This window comes from Thauera carbonicopians (genome assembly GCF_025699485.1).
Lineage (GTDB): Bacteria > Pseudomonadota > Gammaproteobacteria > Burkholderiales > Rhodocyclaceae > Thauera.
Window position 1 is genome coordinate 1 of sequence record NZ_JANUXN010000013.1, and the last position, 17,304, is coordinate 17,304.

17 protein-coding genes and 2 tRNA genes are annotated in these 17,304 nt (G+C 67.2%); 17 read left to right on the forward strand and 2 right to left on the reverse strand.

Annotated features, from left to right (window positions below; all coding sequences use genetic code 11):
- The first annotated feature begins 246 nt into the window (after positions 1-246).
- The 17 genes from NX068_RS15065 (at position 247) to NX068_RS15145 (ending at position 16,766) form a co-directional block, all read left to right on the forward strand.
- Positions 247-900, forward strand: a complete 654-nt coding sequence (locus NX068_RS15065; protein ID WP_263462077.1) for a DedA family protein — start codon at positions 247-249, stop codon at positions 898-900.
- A gap of 139 nt (positions 901-1,039) precedes the next feature.
- Positions 1,040-1,465, forward strand: coding sequence for a nucleoside-diphosphate kinase (ndk, locus tag NX068_RS15070; protein WP_263462078.1), 426 nt, complete (start codon positions 1,040-1,042; stop codon positions 1,463-1,465).
- 97 nt (positions 1,466-1,562) lie between these two features.
- A complete protein-coding gene (rlmN, locus tag NX068_RS15075; protein WP_263462079.1) occupies positions 1,563-2,735 on the forward strand; it encodes a dual-specificity RNA methyltransferase RlmN in 1,173 nt (390 codons plus the stop codon).
- Entirely contained in the window at positions 2,732-3,538 is an 807-nt protein-coding gene (gene pilW / locus NX068_RS15080) for a type IV pilus biogenesis/stability protein PilW (protein WP_263462080.1), read from the forward strand. Before rlmN ends, pilW begins: the two co-directional genes overlap by 4 nt.
- Positions 3,535-4,533, forward strand: a complete 999-nt coding sequence (locus NX068_RS15085; RefSeq protein WP_263462081.1) for a RodZ domain-containing protein — start codon at positions 3,535-3,537, stop codon at positions 4,531-4,533. The genes pilW and NX068_RS15085 overlap by 4 nt, the downstream gene beginning before the upstream one ends.
- A 15-nt stretch (positions 4,534-4,548) precedes the next feature.
- Positions 4,549-5,808 (forward strand): flavodoxin-dependent (E)-4-hydroxy-3-methylbut-2-enyl-diphosphate synthase, encoded by a 1,260-nt coding sequence (ispG, locus tag NX068_RS15090; protein ID WP_263462082.1) that lies wholly within the window; start codon positions 4,549-4,551, stop codon positions 5,806-5,808.
- A gap of 96 nt (positions 5,809-5,904) precedes the next feature.
- The gene (gene hisS, locus NX068_RS15095) at positions 5,905-7,203 is read left to right on the forward strand and encodes a histidine--tRNA ligase (RefSeq protein WP_263462083.1); all 1,299 of its coding nucleotides are present in this window, start codon (positions 5,905-5,907) and stop codon (positions 7,201-7,203) included.
- Positions 7,203-7,847 carry a YfgM family protein gene (locus tag NX068_RS15100; protein WP_263462177.1) on the forward strand — a complete coding sequence of 215 codons (645 nt, stop codon included), beginning with the start codon at positions 7,203-7,205 and terminating at the stop codon, positions 7,845-7,847. The genes hisS and NX068_RS15100 overlap by 1 nt, the downstream gene beginning before the upstream one ends.
- Positions 7,848-7,850: 3 nt before the next feature.
- Complete coding sequence (gene bamB / locus NX068_RS15105) at positions 7,851-8,993, forward strand: outer membrane protein assembly factor BamB (RefSeq protein ID WP_263462084.1); 1,143 nt, start codon at positions 7,851-7,853, stop codon at positions 8,991-8,993.
- Between the two features lie 15 nt (positions 8,994-9,008).
- Entirely contained in the window at positions 9,009-10,337 is a 1,329-nt protein-coding gene (der, locus tag NX068_RS15110; protein WP_263462085.1) for a ribosome biogenesis GTPase Der, read from the forward strand.
- Positions 10,338-10,452: 115 nt separating this feature from the next.
- On the forward strand, positions 10,453-10,689 hold the full coding sequence (hfq, locus tag NX068_RS15115; RefSeq protein ID WP_004342183.1) for an RNA chaperone Hfq: 237 nt from the start codon (positions 10,453-10,455) through the stop codon (positions 10,687-10,689).
- Positions 10,690-10,740: 51 nt separating this feature from the next.
- The gene (hflX, locus tag NX068_RS15120; protein WP_263462086.1) at positions 10,741-11,898 is read left to right on the forward strand and encodes a ribosome rescue GTPase HflX; all 1,158 of its coding nucleotides are present in this window, start codon (positions 10,741-10,743) and stop codon (positions 11,896-11,898) included.
- A gap of 14 nt (positions 11,899-11,912) precedes the next feature.
- Entirely contained in the window at positions 11,913-13,211 is a 1,299-nt protein-coding gene (gene hflK / locus NX068_RS15125) for an FtsH protease activity modulator HflK (protein WP_263462087.1), read from the forward strand.
- Positions 13,211-14,092, forward strand: a complete 882-nt coding sequence (gene hflC / locus NX068_RS15130) for a protease modulator HflC (RefSeq protein ID WP_263462088.1) — start codon at positions 13,211-13,213, stop codon at positions 14,090-14,092. The genes hflK and hflC overlap by 1 nt, the downstream gene beginning before the upstream one ends.
- 7 nt (positions 14,093-14,099) lie before the next feature.
- Complete coding sequence (locus NX068_RS15135; protein WP_068636064.1) at positions 14,100-14,285, forward strand: DUF2065 domain-containing protein; 186 nt, start codon at positions 14,100-14,102, stop codon at positions 14,283-14,285.
- 6 nt (positions 14,286-14,291) lie between these two features.
- A complete protein-coding gene (locus NX068_RS15140) occupies positions 14,292-15,452 on the forward strand; it encodes an ATP phosphoribosyltransferase regulatory subunit (RefSeq protein ID WP_263462089.1) in 1,161 nt (386 codons plus the stop codon).
- Between the two features lie 3 nt (positions 15,453-15,455).
- Positions 15,456-16,766: an adenylosuccinate synthase gene (locus tag NX068_RS15145; RefSeq protein ID WP_263462090.1), complete on the forward strand. Its 1,311-nt coding sequence runs from the start codon at positions 15,456-15,458 to the stop codon at positions 16,764-16,766.
- 185 nt (positions 16,767-16,951) lie between these two features.
- Here the strand turns inward: NX068_RS15145 and NX068_RS15150 are convergent.
- Positions 16,952-17,036, reverse strand: a tRNA-Leu gene (locus NX068_RS15150).
- 173 nt (positions 17,037-17,209) lie between these two features.
- Positions 17,210-17,294: transfer RNA gene (locus NX068_RS15155), tRNA-Leu, on the reverse strand.
- Positions 17,295-17,304: the final 10 nt, after the last annotated feature.

Here is a 17,304-nt window from a genome sequence, read left to right on the forward strand (position 1 = left end):
TGGCTGGTGACGATGCTGGTGTTCCTGATGCTGGTCACCTACGTGCCCATCATCTCCACCTGGCTGCCCACCGCGCTCGGAATGATGTAAACGGCTGAAGCAGCAAGCGAGCAGCGACGAAGCCCGGCGATGAGCCGGGCTTCGCTTTTCATGCCCCGGCCGCGAGTGTTTCATCGTGCATCCTGCAACATGCAGGGACGCGTGCTCGGGGTAGAATCTCGCGCGCCCCGCCCGCTCGGAAACCTCATGGAATATCTTGCCCTGCTGGTCGACCTGCTGCTGCACGTCGACCGCCACCTTGCCGCCTTGCTGGCCGAATACGGCAACTGGATCTACGCGATCCTGTTCCTGATCGTGTTCTGCGAGACCGGTCTCGTCGTCACGCCCTTCCTGCCCGGTGATTCGCTGCTGTTCGTGGCCGGCGCGCTGGCTGCCGGCGGCGGCATGGATCCGGCGATCCTGATCGGCGTGCTGTTCGTTGCCGCGGTGCTGGGCGATTCGGTCAATTACTCGATCGGCAGGCATTTCGGCGGGCGCATCTCGCAATGGCCGGACAGCCGCTTCTTCAACCGCCGCGCGCTGGAGTACACCCGCACTTTCTACGAGCGCCATGGCGGCAAGACGATCATCATCGCCCGCTTCATGCCGCTGATCCGTACTTTCGCCCCCTTCGTCGCCGGCATGGCGCCGATGGACTACCGCCGCTTCGTCGCCTTCAACGTGCTCGGCGCTGCGCTGTGGGTCGGCCCGCTGGTGATGCTCGGCTACTGGTTCGGCAATCTGCCGGTGATCCAGAACAACCTGACGCTGGTCATCCTGGGCATCATCGCGCTGTCGCTGATGCCGTTGTTCATCGGCTGGCTGCGCCATCGCGCCGGGGCGGCGCGCGCGCGCGCCTGAGTCCGAGGCAGGGCCTCGGCCGTTCCGCGCCGGCGGCCTGTCGGCTGCGGCTGATGTCCCGTGTTCAGCCTTGTCTCCGAGCCGGCTTGGAAACCTGCTAAAATTCCCTGTTTTTTTCAAACACCGCTTGGAGCTTTTCATGGCAATCGAACGCACCCTTTCCATCATCAAGCCCGACGCCGTGGCGAAGAACGTCATCGGCCAGATCTATGCCCGCTTCGAAGCCGCCGGGCTGAAGATCATCGCTGCCAGGATGGTGCACCTGTCCGAACAGGAAGCCGGCCAGTTCTACGCCGTGCACAAGGAGCGTCCGTTCTTCAAGGATCTGGTGTCCTTCATGACCTCCGGCCCGGTGATGATCCAGTGCCTCGAAGGCGAGAACGCGATTGCCAAGAACCGCGAGCTGATGGGCGCCACCGATCCGAAGAAGGCCGACAAGGGCACGATCCGCGCCGATTTCGCCGACTCGATCGACGCCAACGCGGTGCATGGCTCCGATGCGCCGGAAACCGCTGCCGTGGAAGTGGCTTTCTTCTTCCCCGGAATGAACGTTTACTCGCGCTGAGCGGTCCGTTCCCACGGCCCGTCGCGCACGCCGCGGCGCTCCGGCGCCGCGCGCGGCGTGGTCGGGCCGTTTGCATTACAGGACTGAAGTTTCAGGCATGAGCATTTCCCAGCCGCCATTCCGGTCGATATCCAAGCCGGTCAATCTGCTCGATTTCGACGTCGACGGTCTCGTCGCCTGGTTCGCCGGGCTGGGCGAGAAGCCGTTCCGCGCCCGCCAGGTGATGCGCTGGATGCATCGCGAAGGCTGCGCCGACTTCGACGCGATGACCGACGTCGCCAAGGCCTTGCGCGCCAGGCTCAAGGAGTCGGCGGTGATCGCGCCGCCGGTGCCGGTGCGCGATTCGGTGTCAGCCGACGGCACGCGCAAGTGGCTGCTCGACGTCGGCAATGCCAACGCGGTCGAGACCGTGTTCATTCCTGAAACCCACCGCGGCACGCTGTGCGTATCCTCGCAGGCCGGCTGCGCGCTCGACTGCGCGTTCTGCTCGACCGGCAAGCAGGGCTTCAACCGCAACCTGTCGGCGGCCGAGATCATCGGCCAGCTGTGGCTGGCCAACACCTTGCTCGGCGCGGCGCGGGACGAGGGGCAGGTCGGGGGGCAGGACCTCGAAGCCGGCGAGAAGGACAACGGCCGCATCATCAGCAACGTGGTGATGATGGGCATGGGCGAACCGCTGGCCAACTTCGACAACGTCGTCACCGCCTTGCGCCTGATGCTCGACGACCATGCCTATGGCCTGTCGCGGCGCCGCGTTACGGTATCGACGTCCGGCATCGTGCCGGCGATGGACCGGCTGCGCGACGAGTGCCCGGTGGCGCTGGCAGTGTCGCTGCATGCCTCCAACGATGCCTTGCGCGACAAGCTGGTGCCGATCAACCAGAAATACCCCTTGCGCGAGCTGATGGCCGCCTGCCAGCGCTATCTGGAGCGGGCGCCGCGCGACTTCGTCACCTTCGAGTACGTGATGCTCGACGGCGTCAACGACAGCGAGGCCCATGCGCGCGAACTCGTCGCGCTGGTGCGCGACACGCCGTGCAAGTTCAACCTGATTCCGTTCAACCCCTTTCCGAATTCGGGCTTCCTGCGCTCGCCGGCGGAACGCATCCGTCGCTTTGCCGCTATCCTGATCGATGCCGGCATCGTCACCACCACGCGCAAGACGCGCGGCGACGACGTGGATGCGGCCTGTGGCCAGCTTGCCGGCCAGGTCCAGGACCGGACCCGGCGCACGGTGCGCCTGAAGCAGGCAACGGAGGAACGTTCATGAAGCAAAACCTTGCGCTGATCGGTATGCTGCTGGCCGCCGCGCTCGCCGCCGGCTGCGCCACGGCACCCGGAATGCGGGGGGCGGGCGATCCGGCGGTCAGCCGGCCGATGTCCGACATCTCGCCTTCGACGCCGGCCGAAACCCGTGCCCGCGTGCATGTCGATCTCGGCATGGCCTACTTCGAGATCGGGCGCAACGACGTGGCGCTGGACGAAGCGCGCATCGCGCTCAACGACAGCCCCGGCTATGCGCCTGCCTACCATCTGCTCGGGCTGGCCTACATGATGATCGAGGAAAACGGTCTGGCGCGGCAGAATTTCGAGCTGGCGCTGCGCAATGCACCGGGCGATCCCGAGTTCAACAACAGCTACGGCTGGTTCCTGTGCACCCAGGACGAGGAGACCCGCGGACTGGAGCGGCTCGCTCAGGCGGCCCGCAATCCCTATTACCGGCATGCGACGCGTCCCTACACCAATGCGGGACTGTGCCACCTGCGGCTCGGTGACCTTGCTGCGGCCGAAACCCAATTTCTCGCCGCCGTGCAGGCCGACCCGTCGAACAACCAGGCGCTGTACCAACTGGCGGACATCGCCTATCGTGGCGGGCGCTACGATCAGGCCAGTGCCTTCCTGATCCGCCTGCACCGGCAGAGCAACCCGACCGCGGCCTCGGCCTGGCTCGGCCTGCGCACGGAGCGCCGCCTGGGCAACCGGGATGCCGAGGCCAGCTATGCCGCGCAGCTCGAGAGCCGCTTCGGTTCGTCCGAGGAATATCAGAAGATGACGCAAGGGAAGTACGAGTGAGCAGCATTCAATCCCAGGCTTCCGCCACGCTGGAGGCCGAGTCCGCCGCGATCTCTCCCGGCAGCCGTCTGCGCCAGGCGCGTGAGCGGCGCGGCGAGTCGGTGAGCGAAGTCGCGTTCGCGCTGAAGCTGAATCCGCGCCAGGTCGTGGCGCTGGAGTCGGACGATTTCGCCGCGCTGCCGGGCATGGCCTTCGTGCGCGGCTTCATGCGCAACTATGCGCGCTACCTCGGGCTCGATCCCGCACCGTTGCTCGATGAGGTGCAGCGCCTGAGCGGCGGCGGCGCGGTCGATCTGACGCCGATCCGCAACGCCGAAGGGGAAATGCCGAACGGCAGCGGCTCGAAAGTGCGCACCGCACCGATCGGCTGGATCGTGCTGGCGCTGCTGCTGATGGTGCTGGTCGGCTGGTATTTCGACTGGTTCCAGACCGAGCCCTCGGTCGCCGAAACCACGCTCGAAGCGCCGATGATGGGCGGCGTCCGCGTCGAGCCGGCCCCGCCGCCGGCAACGGTGGCAGCGCAGGCCGTCATGCCGCCGGCAGCAGCCGAGCCGGCTCCGGCCGCGGCGAGCGAGGTTCCGGCGGCCAGCGATCCGGCGGCCGCCGTTCCGGTCGACTCTCCGGCCGCCGATGCAGCACCGTCGGAGCCCGCTCCGTCAGCCGCAGGTGCTGCGGACGCGAGCGTGGCCCAGACCGATTCCAGCGCAACCGAAGCGGGCCCGGCCGGTGCCGAGCCTGCCCCCGTGCCCTCGGCCGGCAACGGGGTGCTCGCCTTCCGCTTCAATGGCGAATCCTGGATCGAAGTACGCGATGCCAGCGGAAGCGTCCTCTATTCGGGCATCAACCGTGCCGGTGCCACGCGCAACGTCCAGGGCAAGCCGCCGTTCGCGCTCGTCGTCGGCAATGCGGCCAACGTGAGCCTCGAATTCGATGGCAGGCCGGTCGATCTGGCTGCCCACACCAAGGTTTCGGTGGCGCGCCTCACCGTCCAGTAAACGATGTCGATCAACATGATCCAAGACGATAAGCCTTTCTCAGCCGCTGCCGGACCGCGTGGCCGGCATCCGACGCGCCAGGTGGCGATCGGCCGCGTGCGCGTCGGCGGTGATGCGCCGGTGGTGGTGCAGTCCATGACCAATACCGATACCGCGGACGTGCTCGGCACCGCGATGCAGGTCGCCGAACTGGCGCGGGCCGGTTCGGAACTGGTTCGGATCACGGTGAACAACGAAGCCGCGGCCAGGGCCGTGCCCCACATCCGCGACCGCCTGCTGGCGCTGAACATGGACGTGCCGCTGGTCGGCGACTTCCACTACAACGGTCACAAGCTGCTGACCGACTTTCCGGCCTGTGCCGAAGCGCTGGCCAAGTTCCGCATCAATCCCGGCAACGTCGGTACCGGCGCCAAGCGCGATCCGCAGTTCGCCGCCATCGTCGAGCTTGCCTGCCGCTACGACAAGCCGGTGCGGATCGGCGTCAACTGGGGCAGCCTCGACCAGTCGGTGCTGGCGCGGATCATGGACGAGAACGCCCGCCGTGCCGAGCCGAGCGACGCCGGCGCGGTGATGCGCGAGGCGCTGGTGGTGTCGGCGCTCGAATCCGCCGCCAAGGCCGAAGAGTACGGCCTGGCCGGCGACCGCATCATCCTGTCGGCCAAGGTCTCGAGCGTGCAGGACCTGATCGGCGTCTATCGCGATCTCGCCCGCCGCAGCGACTATGCGCTGCATCTGGGCCTGACCGAGGCCGGCATGGGCAGCAAGGGCATCGTCGCCTCCACGGCGGCGCTGTCGGTGCTGCTGCAGGAAGGTATCGGCGACACCATCCGCATCTCGCTGACACCGGAGCCCGGCGGCAGCCGCACGCAGGAAGTCGTGGTCGCGCAGGAGATCCTGCAGACCATGGGCCTGCGCGCGTTCACGCCGATGGTCACGGCCTGCCCGGGCTGCGGCCGCACCACCAGCACCTTTTTCCAGGAACTGGCGTCCGGCATCCAGGACTACGTGCGGGCGCAGATGCCGGTGTGGCGGGACCAGTACGACGGCGTCGAGAACATGACGCTGGCGGTGATGGGCTGCGTGGTCAATGGGCCGGGCGAGTCCAAGCATGCCAACATCGGCATTTCGCTGCCCGGCACCGGCGAATCGCCGGCCGCGCCGGTCTATATCGACGGCCAGAAGGCCGTCACGCTGCGCGGCGACAACATCGCCGCCGAATTCAAGGCCATCGTCGATGACTACGTGGTCAGCCATTACGTGAAGAAGGGCGCCTGAGCCTGCGGCGCCCGGCCGTGCCGGGCGTCAGGTAATCTCGCAAATCCAGCCAGCAACGACAACGCCTCCGGGCGACACCGACAAGACCAAGCACCCATGAGCCAGACCCTGCAAGCCGTGCGCGGGATGAACGACATCCTGCCCGACGACGCCGAAACCTGGGAATACTTCGAAGACATCGTGCGCGACTGGCTGCAAAGCTACGGCTATCGCCCGATCCGCATGCCCATCGTCGAACCCACGCCGCTGTTCAAGCGTGCGATCGGCGAAGTGACCGACATCGTCGAGAAGGAGATGTATTCCTTCGAGGACGCCCTGAACGGCGAACACCTGACGCTGCGCCCCGAAGGCACGGCCTCCTGCGTGCGCGCGGCGATCCAGCACAATCTCGTCGCCTCGGGCGGCCCCCAGCGGCTGTACTACTACGGCCCGATGTTCCGCCACGAGCGCCCGCAGAAAGGGCGCTACCGCCAGTTCCACCAGATCGGCGTCGAGGCGCTGGGTTTCGCCGGCCCCGAGACCGATGCCGAGCTGATCCTGATGTGCGCCCGGCTGTGGGACGACCTCGGCCTCGAAGATGTCGCCCTCGAGATCAACTCGCTGGGGGCGCCCGAAGAGCGTGCCTTGCATCGTGCCGCGCTGATCGCCTACCTGGAGCAGCACCAGGACAAGCTGGACGAGGACGGCAAGCGGCGCCTGTACACCAATCCGCTGCGCATCCTCGACACCAAGAATCCGGATCTGCAGCCGATCGTCGAGGCCGCGCCCAGGCTGGCGGACTATCTCGGCGAGGAGTCGAAGGCGCATTTCGAGGCGGTGCAGCTCTTCCTGAAGGATGCCGGCATTCCGTTCCGCATCAATCATCGCCTGGTGCGCGGTCTCGACTACTACAACCGCACGGTGTTCGAGTGGGTGACGACGCGGCTGGGCGCGCAGGGTACGATCTGCGCCGGCGGCCGCTACGACGGCCTGGTCGAACAGCTCGGCGGCAAGCCCCAGCCTGCGGCGGGCTTCGCCATCGGCATCGAGCGCCTGCTGCTGCTGTGGAAGGATTGCGGCGGCGAGCCCGAGCGGCCGGTGGTCGATGCCTACGTCGTGCATATGGGCGATGCCGCGGCGCGGCTGGCCTTCCGCGCCGCCGAGGCCTTGCGTGCGCATGGCTTTGCCGCGATCCTGCATTGCGGCGGCGGCAGCTTCAAGTCGCAGATGAAGAAGGCCGATGCCAGCGGCGCGCCGGTGGCGCTGGTGATCGGCGAAGATGAAGCCGCCGCGGCTGAAGTGGGCCTGAAGCCGATGCGCGGCCCGGGGGCGCAGCAGCGCGTGGCGCTCGATGCGCTGCCCGAGGCGATGGCGGAACTGCTGTATGGCGGTGATGACGAAGAAGGGGCTGAATGATGGCGGTATATGACCTCGAGGAACAGGAACAGATTTCCGAGCTGAAAGCCTGGTGGGCGCAGTACGGCAATCTGGTGGCGACGATCGCGGCGTTGGTGGCGCTAGCCTCGGTCGGCTGGCAGGGCTGGCAGTGGTACCAGAACCGCAATGCCGCCGAGGCCGGCGCGCTGTACCACGTCGTGCAGAAGGCGGCGGACGGCCAGGAGGCGCAGCAGGCGCGCGACGCCGCCGGCCGCCTGATCGGCGACTACCCGGGCACGACCTACGCGCAACTGGGCGCGCTGCTGTCGGCAGGCACCCAGTTCAGGGCCGGCGAGCTGGACAATGCGCAGGCGCAGCTCGAATGGGCGGTGGACAAGGGCCAGGACCCGGCGCTGCGCGATCTGGCCCGCCTGCGCCTGGCCACGGTGCTGCTGCAGAAGGGTGAGCTCGACGCTGCGCTGGCCCGCCTGCAGGCGGCGCCGGTGGAAGCGTATGCCGCGCGCTTCGCCGACCTGCGAGGCGACGTGCTCGCCGCGCAAGGCAAGGCGGCAGAGGCCCGGAATGCCTATCAGGCCGCGATCGACGCGCTTGCCCGCGAAGGCGAGCAGGCCGTGACCCTGCGCGAAGTGGTGCGCGTGAAACTCGAATCCCTGGAAGGCTGACCGATGAAGCTTGCTTCCCTGCGTGTCGTACCGCTCGTCGCTGCAGCCGTGCTGGCTGCCGGCTGCTCGTCCCTCAACCCCTTCGCCAGCGACAAGCCGAAGCCGGCGCCGCTGGCCGAGTTCAAGCCGAACGCCGAGCTGGTCCAGTTGTGGCGTACCGACATCGGTGAATCCGGTCCCTATCTGTTCGAGCCTGCGGTGGTCGGCGACAGCGTCTATGCCGCCGGCGAGGACGGCGACGTCGCCCGCTTCGAAGGCGGCCGCGCGGTGTGGCGGGTGGATGCCGACACCCGGCTGTCCGCGGGCGTCGGCGCCAGCCGCAGCCTCGCCGTGGTGGTGACCGCGAGCGGCACCGCGATCGCCTACGACGCCAACGACGGCAGCGAGCGCTGGCGTTCGAACATCGGCGCCGAGGTGCTGGCGCAGCCGGCGGTCGATGGCGAACTGGTGGTGCTGCGCGCCTCGGACAACCGCCTGATCGCATTGAACGCACGCGACGGCAGCCGGCGCTGGATCTACCAGCGCGCCAATCCGCCGCTGGCGCTGCGCAACTTCTCGGGCGTTCTGCTCGAAGGCAACGTCGTGCTCGCCGGCTTCCCGGGCGGCAAGCTGGTCGTGATCAATTCGGTCAACGGCGGTGCGATCACCGAGCTGTCGGTGGCGAATCCGCGCGGTTCGACCGAGCTCGAACGGGTTGCCGACGTCGCCGGCACGCCGGTCGCGGGCCGCCGCGAAGTGTGCGCGGTGACCTACCAGGGGCGCATGGTCTGCTTCGACACCAGCAACGGCAATGCACTGTGGGCGCGCGACTTTTCCAGCAGCGTCGGCATGGACCGCGATGCGCGCTTTGCCGTCGCCACCGACGACCGCGATGCCGTGCATGCGCTCGACGTCTATAGCGGCGCCAGCGTGTGGAAGCAGGATGCGCTGGCGCGGCGCGCGGTGTCGCGGCCGCTGATCGTCGGCGACCACATCGTCGTCGGCGACGTCGAGGGCTATGTCCATGCGCTGGATCGCGATACGGGCGCTTTCGCCGCGCGCAGCCGCGCCGGCGACGGGCCCTTGTCGGCGGCGCCGCGGCCCTTCGGGCGCGGTTTCGTCGTGCAGGGGCGCGACGGCACGGTCGCGGCCTACGAACTGCGTTGAGGCGGGCGCTCTGAAGTGAAACCTACCATCGTTCTGGTCGGCCGGCCCAACGTCGGCAAGTCGACCCTGTTCAATCGCCTCACGCGCACGCGCGACGCCCTGGTGGCGGACCAGCCGGGCCTGACGCGCGACCGCCACTACGGCGTCGGCCGGGTGGGGGAGCGCGACTACCTGGTGGTCGATACCGCCGGCTTCGATCCCGTCGCCAAGGACGGCATCATGCACGAGATGGCACGGCAGGCCGAGCAGGCCATCGCCGAAGCCGACGTGCTGCTGTTCCTCGTCGATGGCCGCGCCGGCCGCACGCCGCACGACGAGCAGATCGCCGCCCGCCTGCGCCGCGCCGGCCGGCCGGTGCATCTGGTGGTCAACAAGGCCGAAGGCCTGGACCGCGCGATCGTCGCCGCCGATTTCCATGCCCTCGGCCTGGGCGATCCGCTGCCGGTGTCGGCGGCGCACGGCGACGGTATCAAGCAGCTCGTCGAGATCGTGCTGGCGCCGTTTCCGCTCGACGACGAAGCGGAGGCTGCCGAGGACAGCGGCCCCAAGGTCGCGATCGTCGGCCGCCCCAACGTCGGCAAATCGACCCTGGTCAATACCCTGCTCGGCGAGGAGCGGGTGATCGCCTTCGACCTGCCGGGCACCACGCGCGACGCCATCGCGATTCCGTTCGAACGCGGCGGCAAGCGCTACACCCTGATCGACACCGCCGGCCTGCGCCGCCGCGGCAAGGTCTTCGAGGCGGTCGAGAAGTTCTCGGTGATCAAGACCCTGCAGGCGATCCAGGAGGCGAACGTGATCGTCCTCGTGCTCGACGCTGCGCAGGACATCTCCGATCAGGATGCGCACATCGCCGGCTTCGCGCTCGACGCCGGGCGCGCGCTGGTGGTCGGCATCAACAAATGGGATGCGGTCGACGACTACCAGCGCGACCGTCTCAAGCTGGACATCGCGCGCAAGCTGGCCTTTCTGGGCTTCGCCCGCTTCCACCAGATCTCGGCGCTCAAGTCGCAGGGCATCGGCGGCCTGCTGAAGTCGGTCGATGCCGCTTATGCCGCGGCGACCTCCAACCTGGCGACGCCGCGGCTGACGCGCACGCTGCAGCAGGCCGTGGCCCGCCAGGCGCCGCCGCGCCATGGCCTGTCGCGGCCGAAGATGCGCTACGCCCACCAGGGCGGCATGAACCCGCCGGTGATCGTGATCCACGGTACCGCGCTGGAGGCCATTCCCGCCTCCTACGTGCGCTATCTGGAGCGCTGCTTCATGGAAGCCTTCAAGCTGCAGGGCACGCCCTTGCGCATCCAGTTCCGCACCACGCACAATCCGTACGCCGCGCGGGACTGAGCGCGTGGACGACAAGAACCTGTTTCCACACCCGGGTTTCGATGCATACTGCCATGTGGCGGTGCAACATCAAATCCATTACATTCATACAAACAGAAAATAAAGAGGTTCATACATGAGCAACAAAGGGCAACTTCTACAAGACCCGTTCCTGAACACGCTGCGCCGGGAGCACATCCCGGTGTCGATCTACCTGGTCAACGGCATCAAGCTGCAGGGCCAGGTCGAATCCTTCGACCAGTACGTCGTGCTGCTGAAGAACACCGTCACCCAGATGGTCTACAAGCACGCCATCTCCACCGTGGTGCCGGCCCGTCCGGTCGTCATCCAGCAGCAGGAAGAAGGCAACTGAACATCGTAGCCATCGTTCGCAGCCGGGGGAGTGCGGCTGCCGGGAGTGCTCATGTTTGAGCGTCCTGCAGCGGGAGAGCGTGCCGTCCTCGTCCAGCTCGACCTCGGCCAGGGACTCATCGACGAACGCCTGTCCGAACTGAAGCTGCTGGTCGGCAGCGCGGGCGCATCGATCGAGGCCGTGGTCCAGGGCCGGCGCCAGGCGCCCGATCCGAAGCTGTTCGCCGGCAGCGGCAAAGTGCAGGAGATCGGCGAGGCGCTGCGCGCGCATTCGGCCGACATCGTGATCTTCAATCACGCGCTGTCGCCTGGTCAGCAGCGCAACCTCGAACGCGAACTGCAGTGCATGGTCATCGACCGCACGGCGTTGATCCTCGACATCTTCGCCCAGCGCGCGCGCAGCCATGAAGGCAAGCTGCAGGTCGAACTGGCTCAGCTCGAGCACCTGTCCACCCGGCTGGTGCGGGGCTGGACCCACCTCGAGCGGCAGAAGGGCGGCATCGGCCTGCGCGGCCCCGGCGAGAAGCAGCTCGAGACCGACCGCCGCCTGCTCGGCAACCGGGTCAAGATGCTGAAGTCGCGCCTGGTCCAGATCGAGAGGCAACGCAAGGTTCGCCGCCGTGCCCGGGAACGCCGGGAGGTGCTGTCTGTCTCTTTGGTCGGTTACACCAATGCGGGCAAATCGACGCTGTTCAATGCGCTGACGAAAGCGGGCGCTTATGCGGCCGACCAGCTTTTCGCCACGCTCGACACCACTTCGCGCCGGCTTTACGTCGGCGGCGAGGGGGCCGGAGCGAGCGTGGTGCTGTCGGACACCGTCGGTTTCATCCGCGACCTGCCCCATGCCCTCGTCGCCGCGTTCCGCGCGACACTCGAGGAAACGGTGCAGGCCGACCTGCTGCTGCACGTCGTCGATTCGGCAAGCGAGGATCGCGACGCGCAGATCGCCGCGGTGAACGAGGTCCTTGCCGAGATCGGTGCGGCCGACGTGCCGCAGGTGCTGATCTGGAACAAGATCGACCTCACGCATGCCGTGCCGGCGGTCGAGCGGAGTGACTGTGGTAACATTCGGCGCGTTTTTTTGAGCGCCAGAACGGGTGAAGGCCTTGATCTGCTTCGCGAAGCGCTCGCGGAAGTGGCTCAGCAGGCCTTTCATGAAGATGCCGACCGGGAATCCGGTACGGTGGAAGAGCTTCCTATTCAATCGTGATTACGGGCATTCTCATGTCACTTAACGACCCCCGCTGGGGCGGCCAAGGCGGCGGCGACGATGATCGCGACCGCGACGATGGGCGGCGCGGCAACGACAATCGCGGCGGTAACGACAATCGCGGCGGCAACCAGGGGCCGCCCGACCTCGAGGAGGTCTGGCGCGACTTCAACCAGCGCCTGTCCGGCATGTTCGGCGGCAAGCGGCAGAACCGCGGCTCGTCGGGTGGCGGAGGCGGTGGTGGCGGCAGGCCGCAACTGCCCGAGTTCTCGTTCAAGCAGTTCGGCGGCGGCCTGGGTGCGCTCGTCGCGCTCGTCGCCGTGGTGTGGGCCGCGAGCGGCTTCTACACCGTCGATGCCAACCAGCGCGGTGTGGTGCTGCGGCTGGGCGAGTACGTCCAGACCACCGAGCCTGGTCTGCGCTGGCGCCTGCCGTATCCGTTCGAATCGCACGAGATCGTCGACTTGACCGGCGTGCGCACCGTCGAGGTGGGCTACCGCGGCTCCGAGCGCAACAAGGTGCTGCGCGAGTCGCTGATGCTGACCGACGACGAGAACATCATCAACATCCAGTTCGCGGTGCAGTACGTGCTGAACAGCCCGGAGAACTACATCTTCAACAACCGCTATCCGGACGAGTCGGTGGCGCAGGTGGCCGAAACCGCGATGCGCGAGATCGTCGGCAAGAGCCGCATGGACTTCGTGCTCTACGAAGGGCGCGAGGAGATCGCCGCGACCGCGCACGAGCTGATGCAGCGCATCCTCGACCGCTACCAGACCGGCATCCAGATCAGCCGCGTGACGATGCAGAACGCCCAGCCGCCGGAGCAGGTGCAGGCTGCGTTCGACGACGCGGTGAAGGCCGGCCAGGACCGCGAGCGGCAGAAGAACGAAGGCGAGGCCTACGCCAACGACGTCATCCCGCGGGCACGCGGTGCCGCGTCGCGCCTGATCGAGGAAGCGAACGCCTACCGCGAACGCGTCGTCGCCAACGCCGAAGGTGAGGCGAGCCGCTTCGACCAGGTGTTCGCCGAGTACCAGCGTGCGCCCGACGTGACGCGCGAGCGCCTGTACATCGAGACCATGCAGCAGGTGATGTCCAACACGTCCAAGGTGATGATCGATGCGCAGGGCAACGGCAATCTGCTGATGCTGCCGCTCGACAAGCTGATGCAGCAGGCCGGCGCAGCGCCGCGGGCGGCTGCGGGAGCCGCGCCCGCCCAGCCGGCGGCCGGATCGAATGCATCCACGCTGGCATCGGATCCGCGCAACAGCCGCGACCTGATGCGCAGCCGTGAGCGGGGAGAACGTTGATGCGTGACAAGCTGTCTCTGATCGGCGGCATTATTCTGGTCGCCATTGTGATCGCCTCGGCATCGCTGTTCACCGTCGACCAGCGCCAGTATGCGATCGTCTTCCAGCTGGGCGAAGTCAGGGAGGTCATCTCCGAGCCCGGCCTCAACTTCAAGCTGCCGCTGATCCAGAACGTGCGCTATTTCGACAAGCGCATCCTGACCCTGGACACGCCCGAGCCCGAGCGCTTCATCACTTCCGAGAAGATGAACGTGCTGGTGGACCACTTCGTCAAGTGGCGCATCGTCGATCCGCGGCTCTACTACGAGTCGGTGGCCGGCGACGAGGCGCGTGCGCGCACCCGGCTGACGCAGACGGTCAATTCCGGCCTGCGCGAGGAATTCGGCCGCCGCACCATGCACGACGTGGTGTCCGGCGAGCGCGACCGCATCATGGACCAGATGCGCGAGCGCGCCGACCGCGACGCCCGCAGCATCGGCGTGCAGATCGTCGACGTGCGTCTGAAGCGGGTCGACCTGCCGAACGAAGTGTCGGAATCGGTGTTCCGCCGCATGGAAGCCGAACGTACCCGGGTGGCGAACGAGCTGCGTTCGCAGGGTGCCGCCGAAGCCGAGAAGATCCGCGCCGACGCCGAGCGCCAGCGCGAGGTCATCATCGCCGAGGCCTACCGGACCGCACAGCAGCTCCAGGGTGAAGGCGACGCCAAGGCCACCGCGATCTATGCCGAAGCCTTCGGCAAGAGCCCGGATTTCTACGCCTTCTACCGCAGCCTCGAAGCCTACCGGGCCAGCTTTGCCGGCAAGGATGACGTGATGGTGGTCGATCCGAGCTCGGATTTCTTCCGCTTCATGAAGGACATCGGGGGCGCACCGCGCAATTGAGAGCCTGATGGGCGCCTCCCTGCTGACCGCCTTCGCGCTGATGCTGATCATCGAAGGCATCCTTCCCTTCGTCGCGCCAGCCGCCTGGCGCGAAACTTTTTTGCGCCTCGCCAGCATGGCCGATGGCCAGATCCGCTTCGTCGGACTGACCTCGATGCTGGGCGGTGTGCTGCTCCTTTTCGTCCTGAACTGAACGCTCATGCGCTGGGTATTGCCCGATCACATCCAGGACGCGCTGCCGTCCGAAGCCCACCAGCTCGAGACGCTGCGCCGCCGGCTGCTCGACGCCTTCCGCGTCCGCGGCTACCAGCTGGTGATGCCGCCGCTGCTCGAATATCTCGACTCGCTGACCACCGGGGCGGGGCAGGACCTCAAGCTGCGCACCTTCCAGCTCGTCGACCAGTTGTCGGGGCGGACCATGGGCGTGCGCGCCGACATGACGCCGCAGGTCACCCGCATCGACGCGCACCTGCTGAATCACCGCGGCGTGTCGCGGCTGTGCTACTGCGGCAGCGTGCTGCACACCCTGCCGTCGACGCTGACGGCGACGCGCGAGCCGCTGCAGCTCGGTGCCGAGCTCTACGGCCACGCCGGCATCGAGGCCGACGTCGAGATCCTGCACCTGCTGGCCGAAGTGATGCGCCTGGCCGAAGTGCCGGCTTCGCGCATCGACATCAGCCACGTCGGCCTGTTCCATGCGCTGGCGGCCCGCGCCGGCCTGGTGCCGGGGCGCGAGGAAGAGCTGTTCGATCTGCTGCAGGCCAAGGACGTGCCGGCGCTGCAGGTCATGCTGGCCGATGTCGCCGAGCCGGTGCGCGCCGCCCTGCTCGCGCTGCCCGGTCTCTATGGCGGGCCGGAAGTCCTCGACCGTGCTGCGGCCTGTCTGCCGCGGGACGAAGAAATCACGGCGCTGCTGGACGAGCTGCGCCAGCTGGCCGGCGCGCTGGCCGATCTGCCGATCAGCTTCGACCTGTCCGACCTGCGCGGCTATCACTATCACAGCGGCATCGTCTTTGCCGCCTATGGCGCCGAGTCGCCGGCGGCGCTGGCGCTCGGCGGGCGTTACGACCGCGTCGGCGAGGCCTTCGGCCGCGCGCGGCCGGCGGTCGGCTTCAGCCTCGACCTGCGCGAACTGGTGTGGCACCTGCCGGCGCCGCTGGCGCATCCGGGCGCGGTGCTGGCGCCCTGGGCGGGCGACGATGCCGAGCTGGCTGCCGAAGTGGCGGCGCTGCGCGTGCGCGGTGAGATCGTCGTCACGGCATTGCCCGGGCATCAAGGAACTTGGAACGAGGCCGGTTGCGACCGGCAACTGGTCAGGCGGGACGGTCGCTGGGCGATCGTGCCGTTACAGGGAGAGTAGAAAATGGCAAAGAACGTCGTCGTCGTCGGCACCCAGTGGGGTGACGAAGGCAAGGGCAAGATCGTCGATTGGCTGACCGACCACGCCAAGGGGGTCGTCCGCTTCCAGGGCGGCCACAACGCCGGCCACACGCTGGTGATCGGCCAGACCGAATACAAGCTGAACCTCGTGCCCTCGGGCATCGTGCGTGAAGGCGTGGCCTGCTTCATCGGCAATGGCGTGGTGCTCGACGCCCATCACCTGCTGTCGGAAATCCGCACGCTGGAAGCCGGTGGCATCAAGGTCCGCGACCGCCTGCGCATCAGCCCGGGCTGCCCGCTGATCCTCGGTTACCACAGTGCGCTCGACCGCGCGCGCGAAGCGGCGAAGTCCGCCGGCGACAAGATCGGCACCACCGGCAAGGGCATCGGCCCCACCTACGAGGACAAGGTCGCCCGCCGCGCGCTGCGCGTCTATGACCTGTTCGACCGCGAGCGCTTCGCCGCCAAGCTCAAGGCCAACCTCGAGTATCACAACTTCGTCCTGACCCAGCATCTGGGCGCCGAAGCGGTCGATTTCCAGGCGGTGTTCGACGAAGCGATGGCCGATGCCGAAGAGCTGCTGCCGATGGTGGCGGACGTCTCGGCCGAGCTGTACGCGATCAACAAGTCGGGCGGCTCGCTGCTGTTCGAAGGCGCGCAGGGCACCCTGCTCGACATCGACCACGGCACCTATCCCTTCGTCACCTCGAGCAACTGTGTTGCCGGCCAAGCCGCGGCAGGTTCGGGCGTCGGCCCGAGCCGCCTGCACTACGTGCTGGGCATCACCAAGGCCTATTGCACCCGCGTCGGCGGCGGCCCCTTCCCGACCGAGCTCGACATCGACACCAAGGGCGTGCCCGGCGAGCAGATGTCGACCAAGGGCCGCGAATTCGGCACCGTCACCGGCCGCAAGCGCCGCTGCGGCTGGCTGGATCTGGCCGCGCTGAAGCGCTCGATCATCATCAACGGCGTCACCGGGCTGTGCATCACCAAGCTCGACGTCCTCGACGGCCTGGCAGAGCTGAAGCTGTGCACCGGCTACATGCTGGACGGCAAGCGCATCGACCTGCTGCCGATGGGCTCCGAAGAAGTGACGCGCTGCGAGCCGATCTACGAAACCATGAAGGGCTGGAGCGGCACCACCTTCGGTGCGCAGAGCTGGGATGCGCTGCCGCAGGAGGCGCGTGCCTACCTGCACCGCATCGAGGAGATCTGCGAGATTCCGATCGACGTGATCTCGACCGGCCCCGAACGCGACGAAACGATTCTGCGTCGCCATCCGTTTGGTGCCTGAGCGCAAGCTGCAGGCGGCGAAGGCGCCATACGGCCGTTTTCGCCTGCAAGCCGGAAAGACGGCGCTGTCCGTATCTCCGGTCACCTTGTGTGGCCGTGGCGCGGGCGGCGCCGTTTTCTTTTGGGCAGGCACGACTGGCGATGTAAACGAAAAAAGCCGGCTCAAAGCCGGCTTTTCCCTGCAACTGGTGCCCAGAAGAGGACTCGAACCTCCACGCCTCGCAGCGCTAGTACCTGAAACTAGTGCGTCTACCAATTCCGCCATCTGGGCAGGGAGGCGCATAATAGCAAAGGCTCCGGCATTTGCAAAGTTTTCCCCTATTTTTTCTTTTTTCCCGCAAGCTGTTGCCGGATTGCCCAGGGCTACCCGGGCGGGAGGAGAGCAGCAAGGCAAGCGGCACGAAAACAAAAAAGCCGCTCCGAAGAGCGGCTTTCCTGTGAAACTGGTGCCCAGAAGAGGACTCGAACCTCCACGCCTCGCGGCGCTAGTACCTGAAACTAGTGCGTCTACCAATTCCGCCATCTGGGCAAGAAGACGC

Bases quoted from the DNA above. Each gene is read 5' to 3' on its own strand.
- NX068_RS15065 (WP_263462077.1), top strand. From the start codon at position 247: ATGGAATATCTTGCCCTGCTGGTCGACCTGCTGCTGCACGTCGACCGC.
- ndk (WP_263462078.1), top strand. From the start codon at position 1,040: ATGGCAATCGAACGCACCCTTTCCATCATCAAGCCCGACGCCGTGGCG.
- rlmN (WP_263462079.1), top strand. From the start codon at position 1,563: ATGAGCATTTCCCAGCCGCCATTCCGGTCGATATCCAAGCCGGTCAAT.
- pilW (WP_263462080.1), top strand. From the start codon at position 2,732: ATGAAGCAAAACCTTGCGCTGATCGGTATGCTGCTGGCCGCCGCGCTC.
- ispG (WP_263462082.1), top strand. From the start codon at position 4,549: ATGATCCAAGACGATAAGCCTTTCTCAGCCGCTGCCGGACCGCGTGGC.
- hisS (WP_263462083.1), top strand. From the start codon at position 5,905: ATGAGCCAGACCCTGCAAGCCGTGCGCGGGATGAACGACATCCTGCCC.
- NX068_RS15100 (WP_263462177.1), top strand. From the start codon at position 7,203: ATGGCGGTATATGACCTCGAGGAACAGGAACAGATTTCCGAGCTGAAA.
- bamB (WP_263462084.1), top strand. From the start codon at position 7,851: ATGAAGCTTGCTTCCCTGCGTGTCGTACCGCTCGTCGCTGCAGCCGTG.
- hfq (WP_004342183.1), top strand. From the start codon at position 10,453: ATGAGCAACAAAGGGCAACTTCTACAAGACCCGTTCCTGAACACGCTG.
- hflX (WP_263462086.1), top strand. From the start codon at position 10,741: ATGTTTGAGCGTCCTGCAGCGGGAGAGCGTGCCGTCCTCGTCCAGCTC.
- hflK (WP_263462087.1), top strand. From the start codon at position 11,913: ATGTCACTTAACGACCCCCGCTGGGGCGGCCAAGGCGGCGGCGACGAT.
- hflC (WP_263462088.1), top strand. From the start codon at position 13,211: ATGCGTGACAAGCTGTCTCTGATCGGCGGCATTATTCTGGTCGCCATT.
- NX068_RS15135 (WP_068636064.1), top strand. From the start codon at position 14,100: ATGGGCGCCTCCCTGCTGACCGCCTTCGCGCTGATGCTGATCATCGAA.
- NX068_RS15140 (WP_263462089.1), top strand. From the start codon at position 14,292: ATGCGCTGGGTATTGCCCGATCACATCCAGGACGCGCTGCCGTCCGAA.
- NX068_RS15145 (WP_263462090.1), top strand. From the start codon at position 15,456: ATGGCAAAGAACGTCGTCGTCGTCGGCACCCAGTGGGGTGACGAAGGC.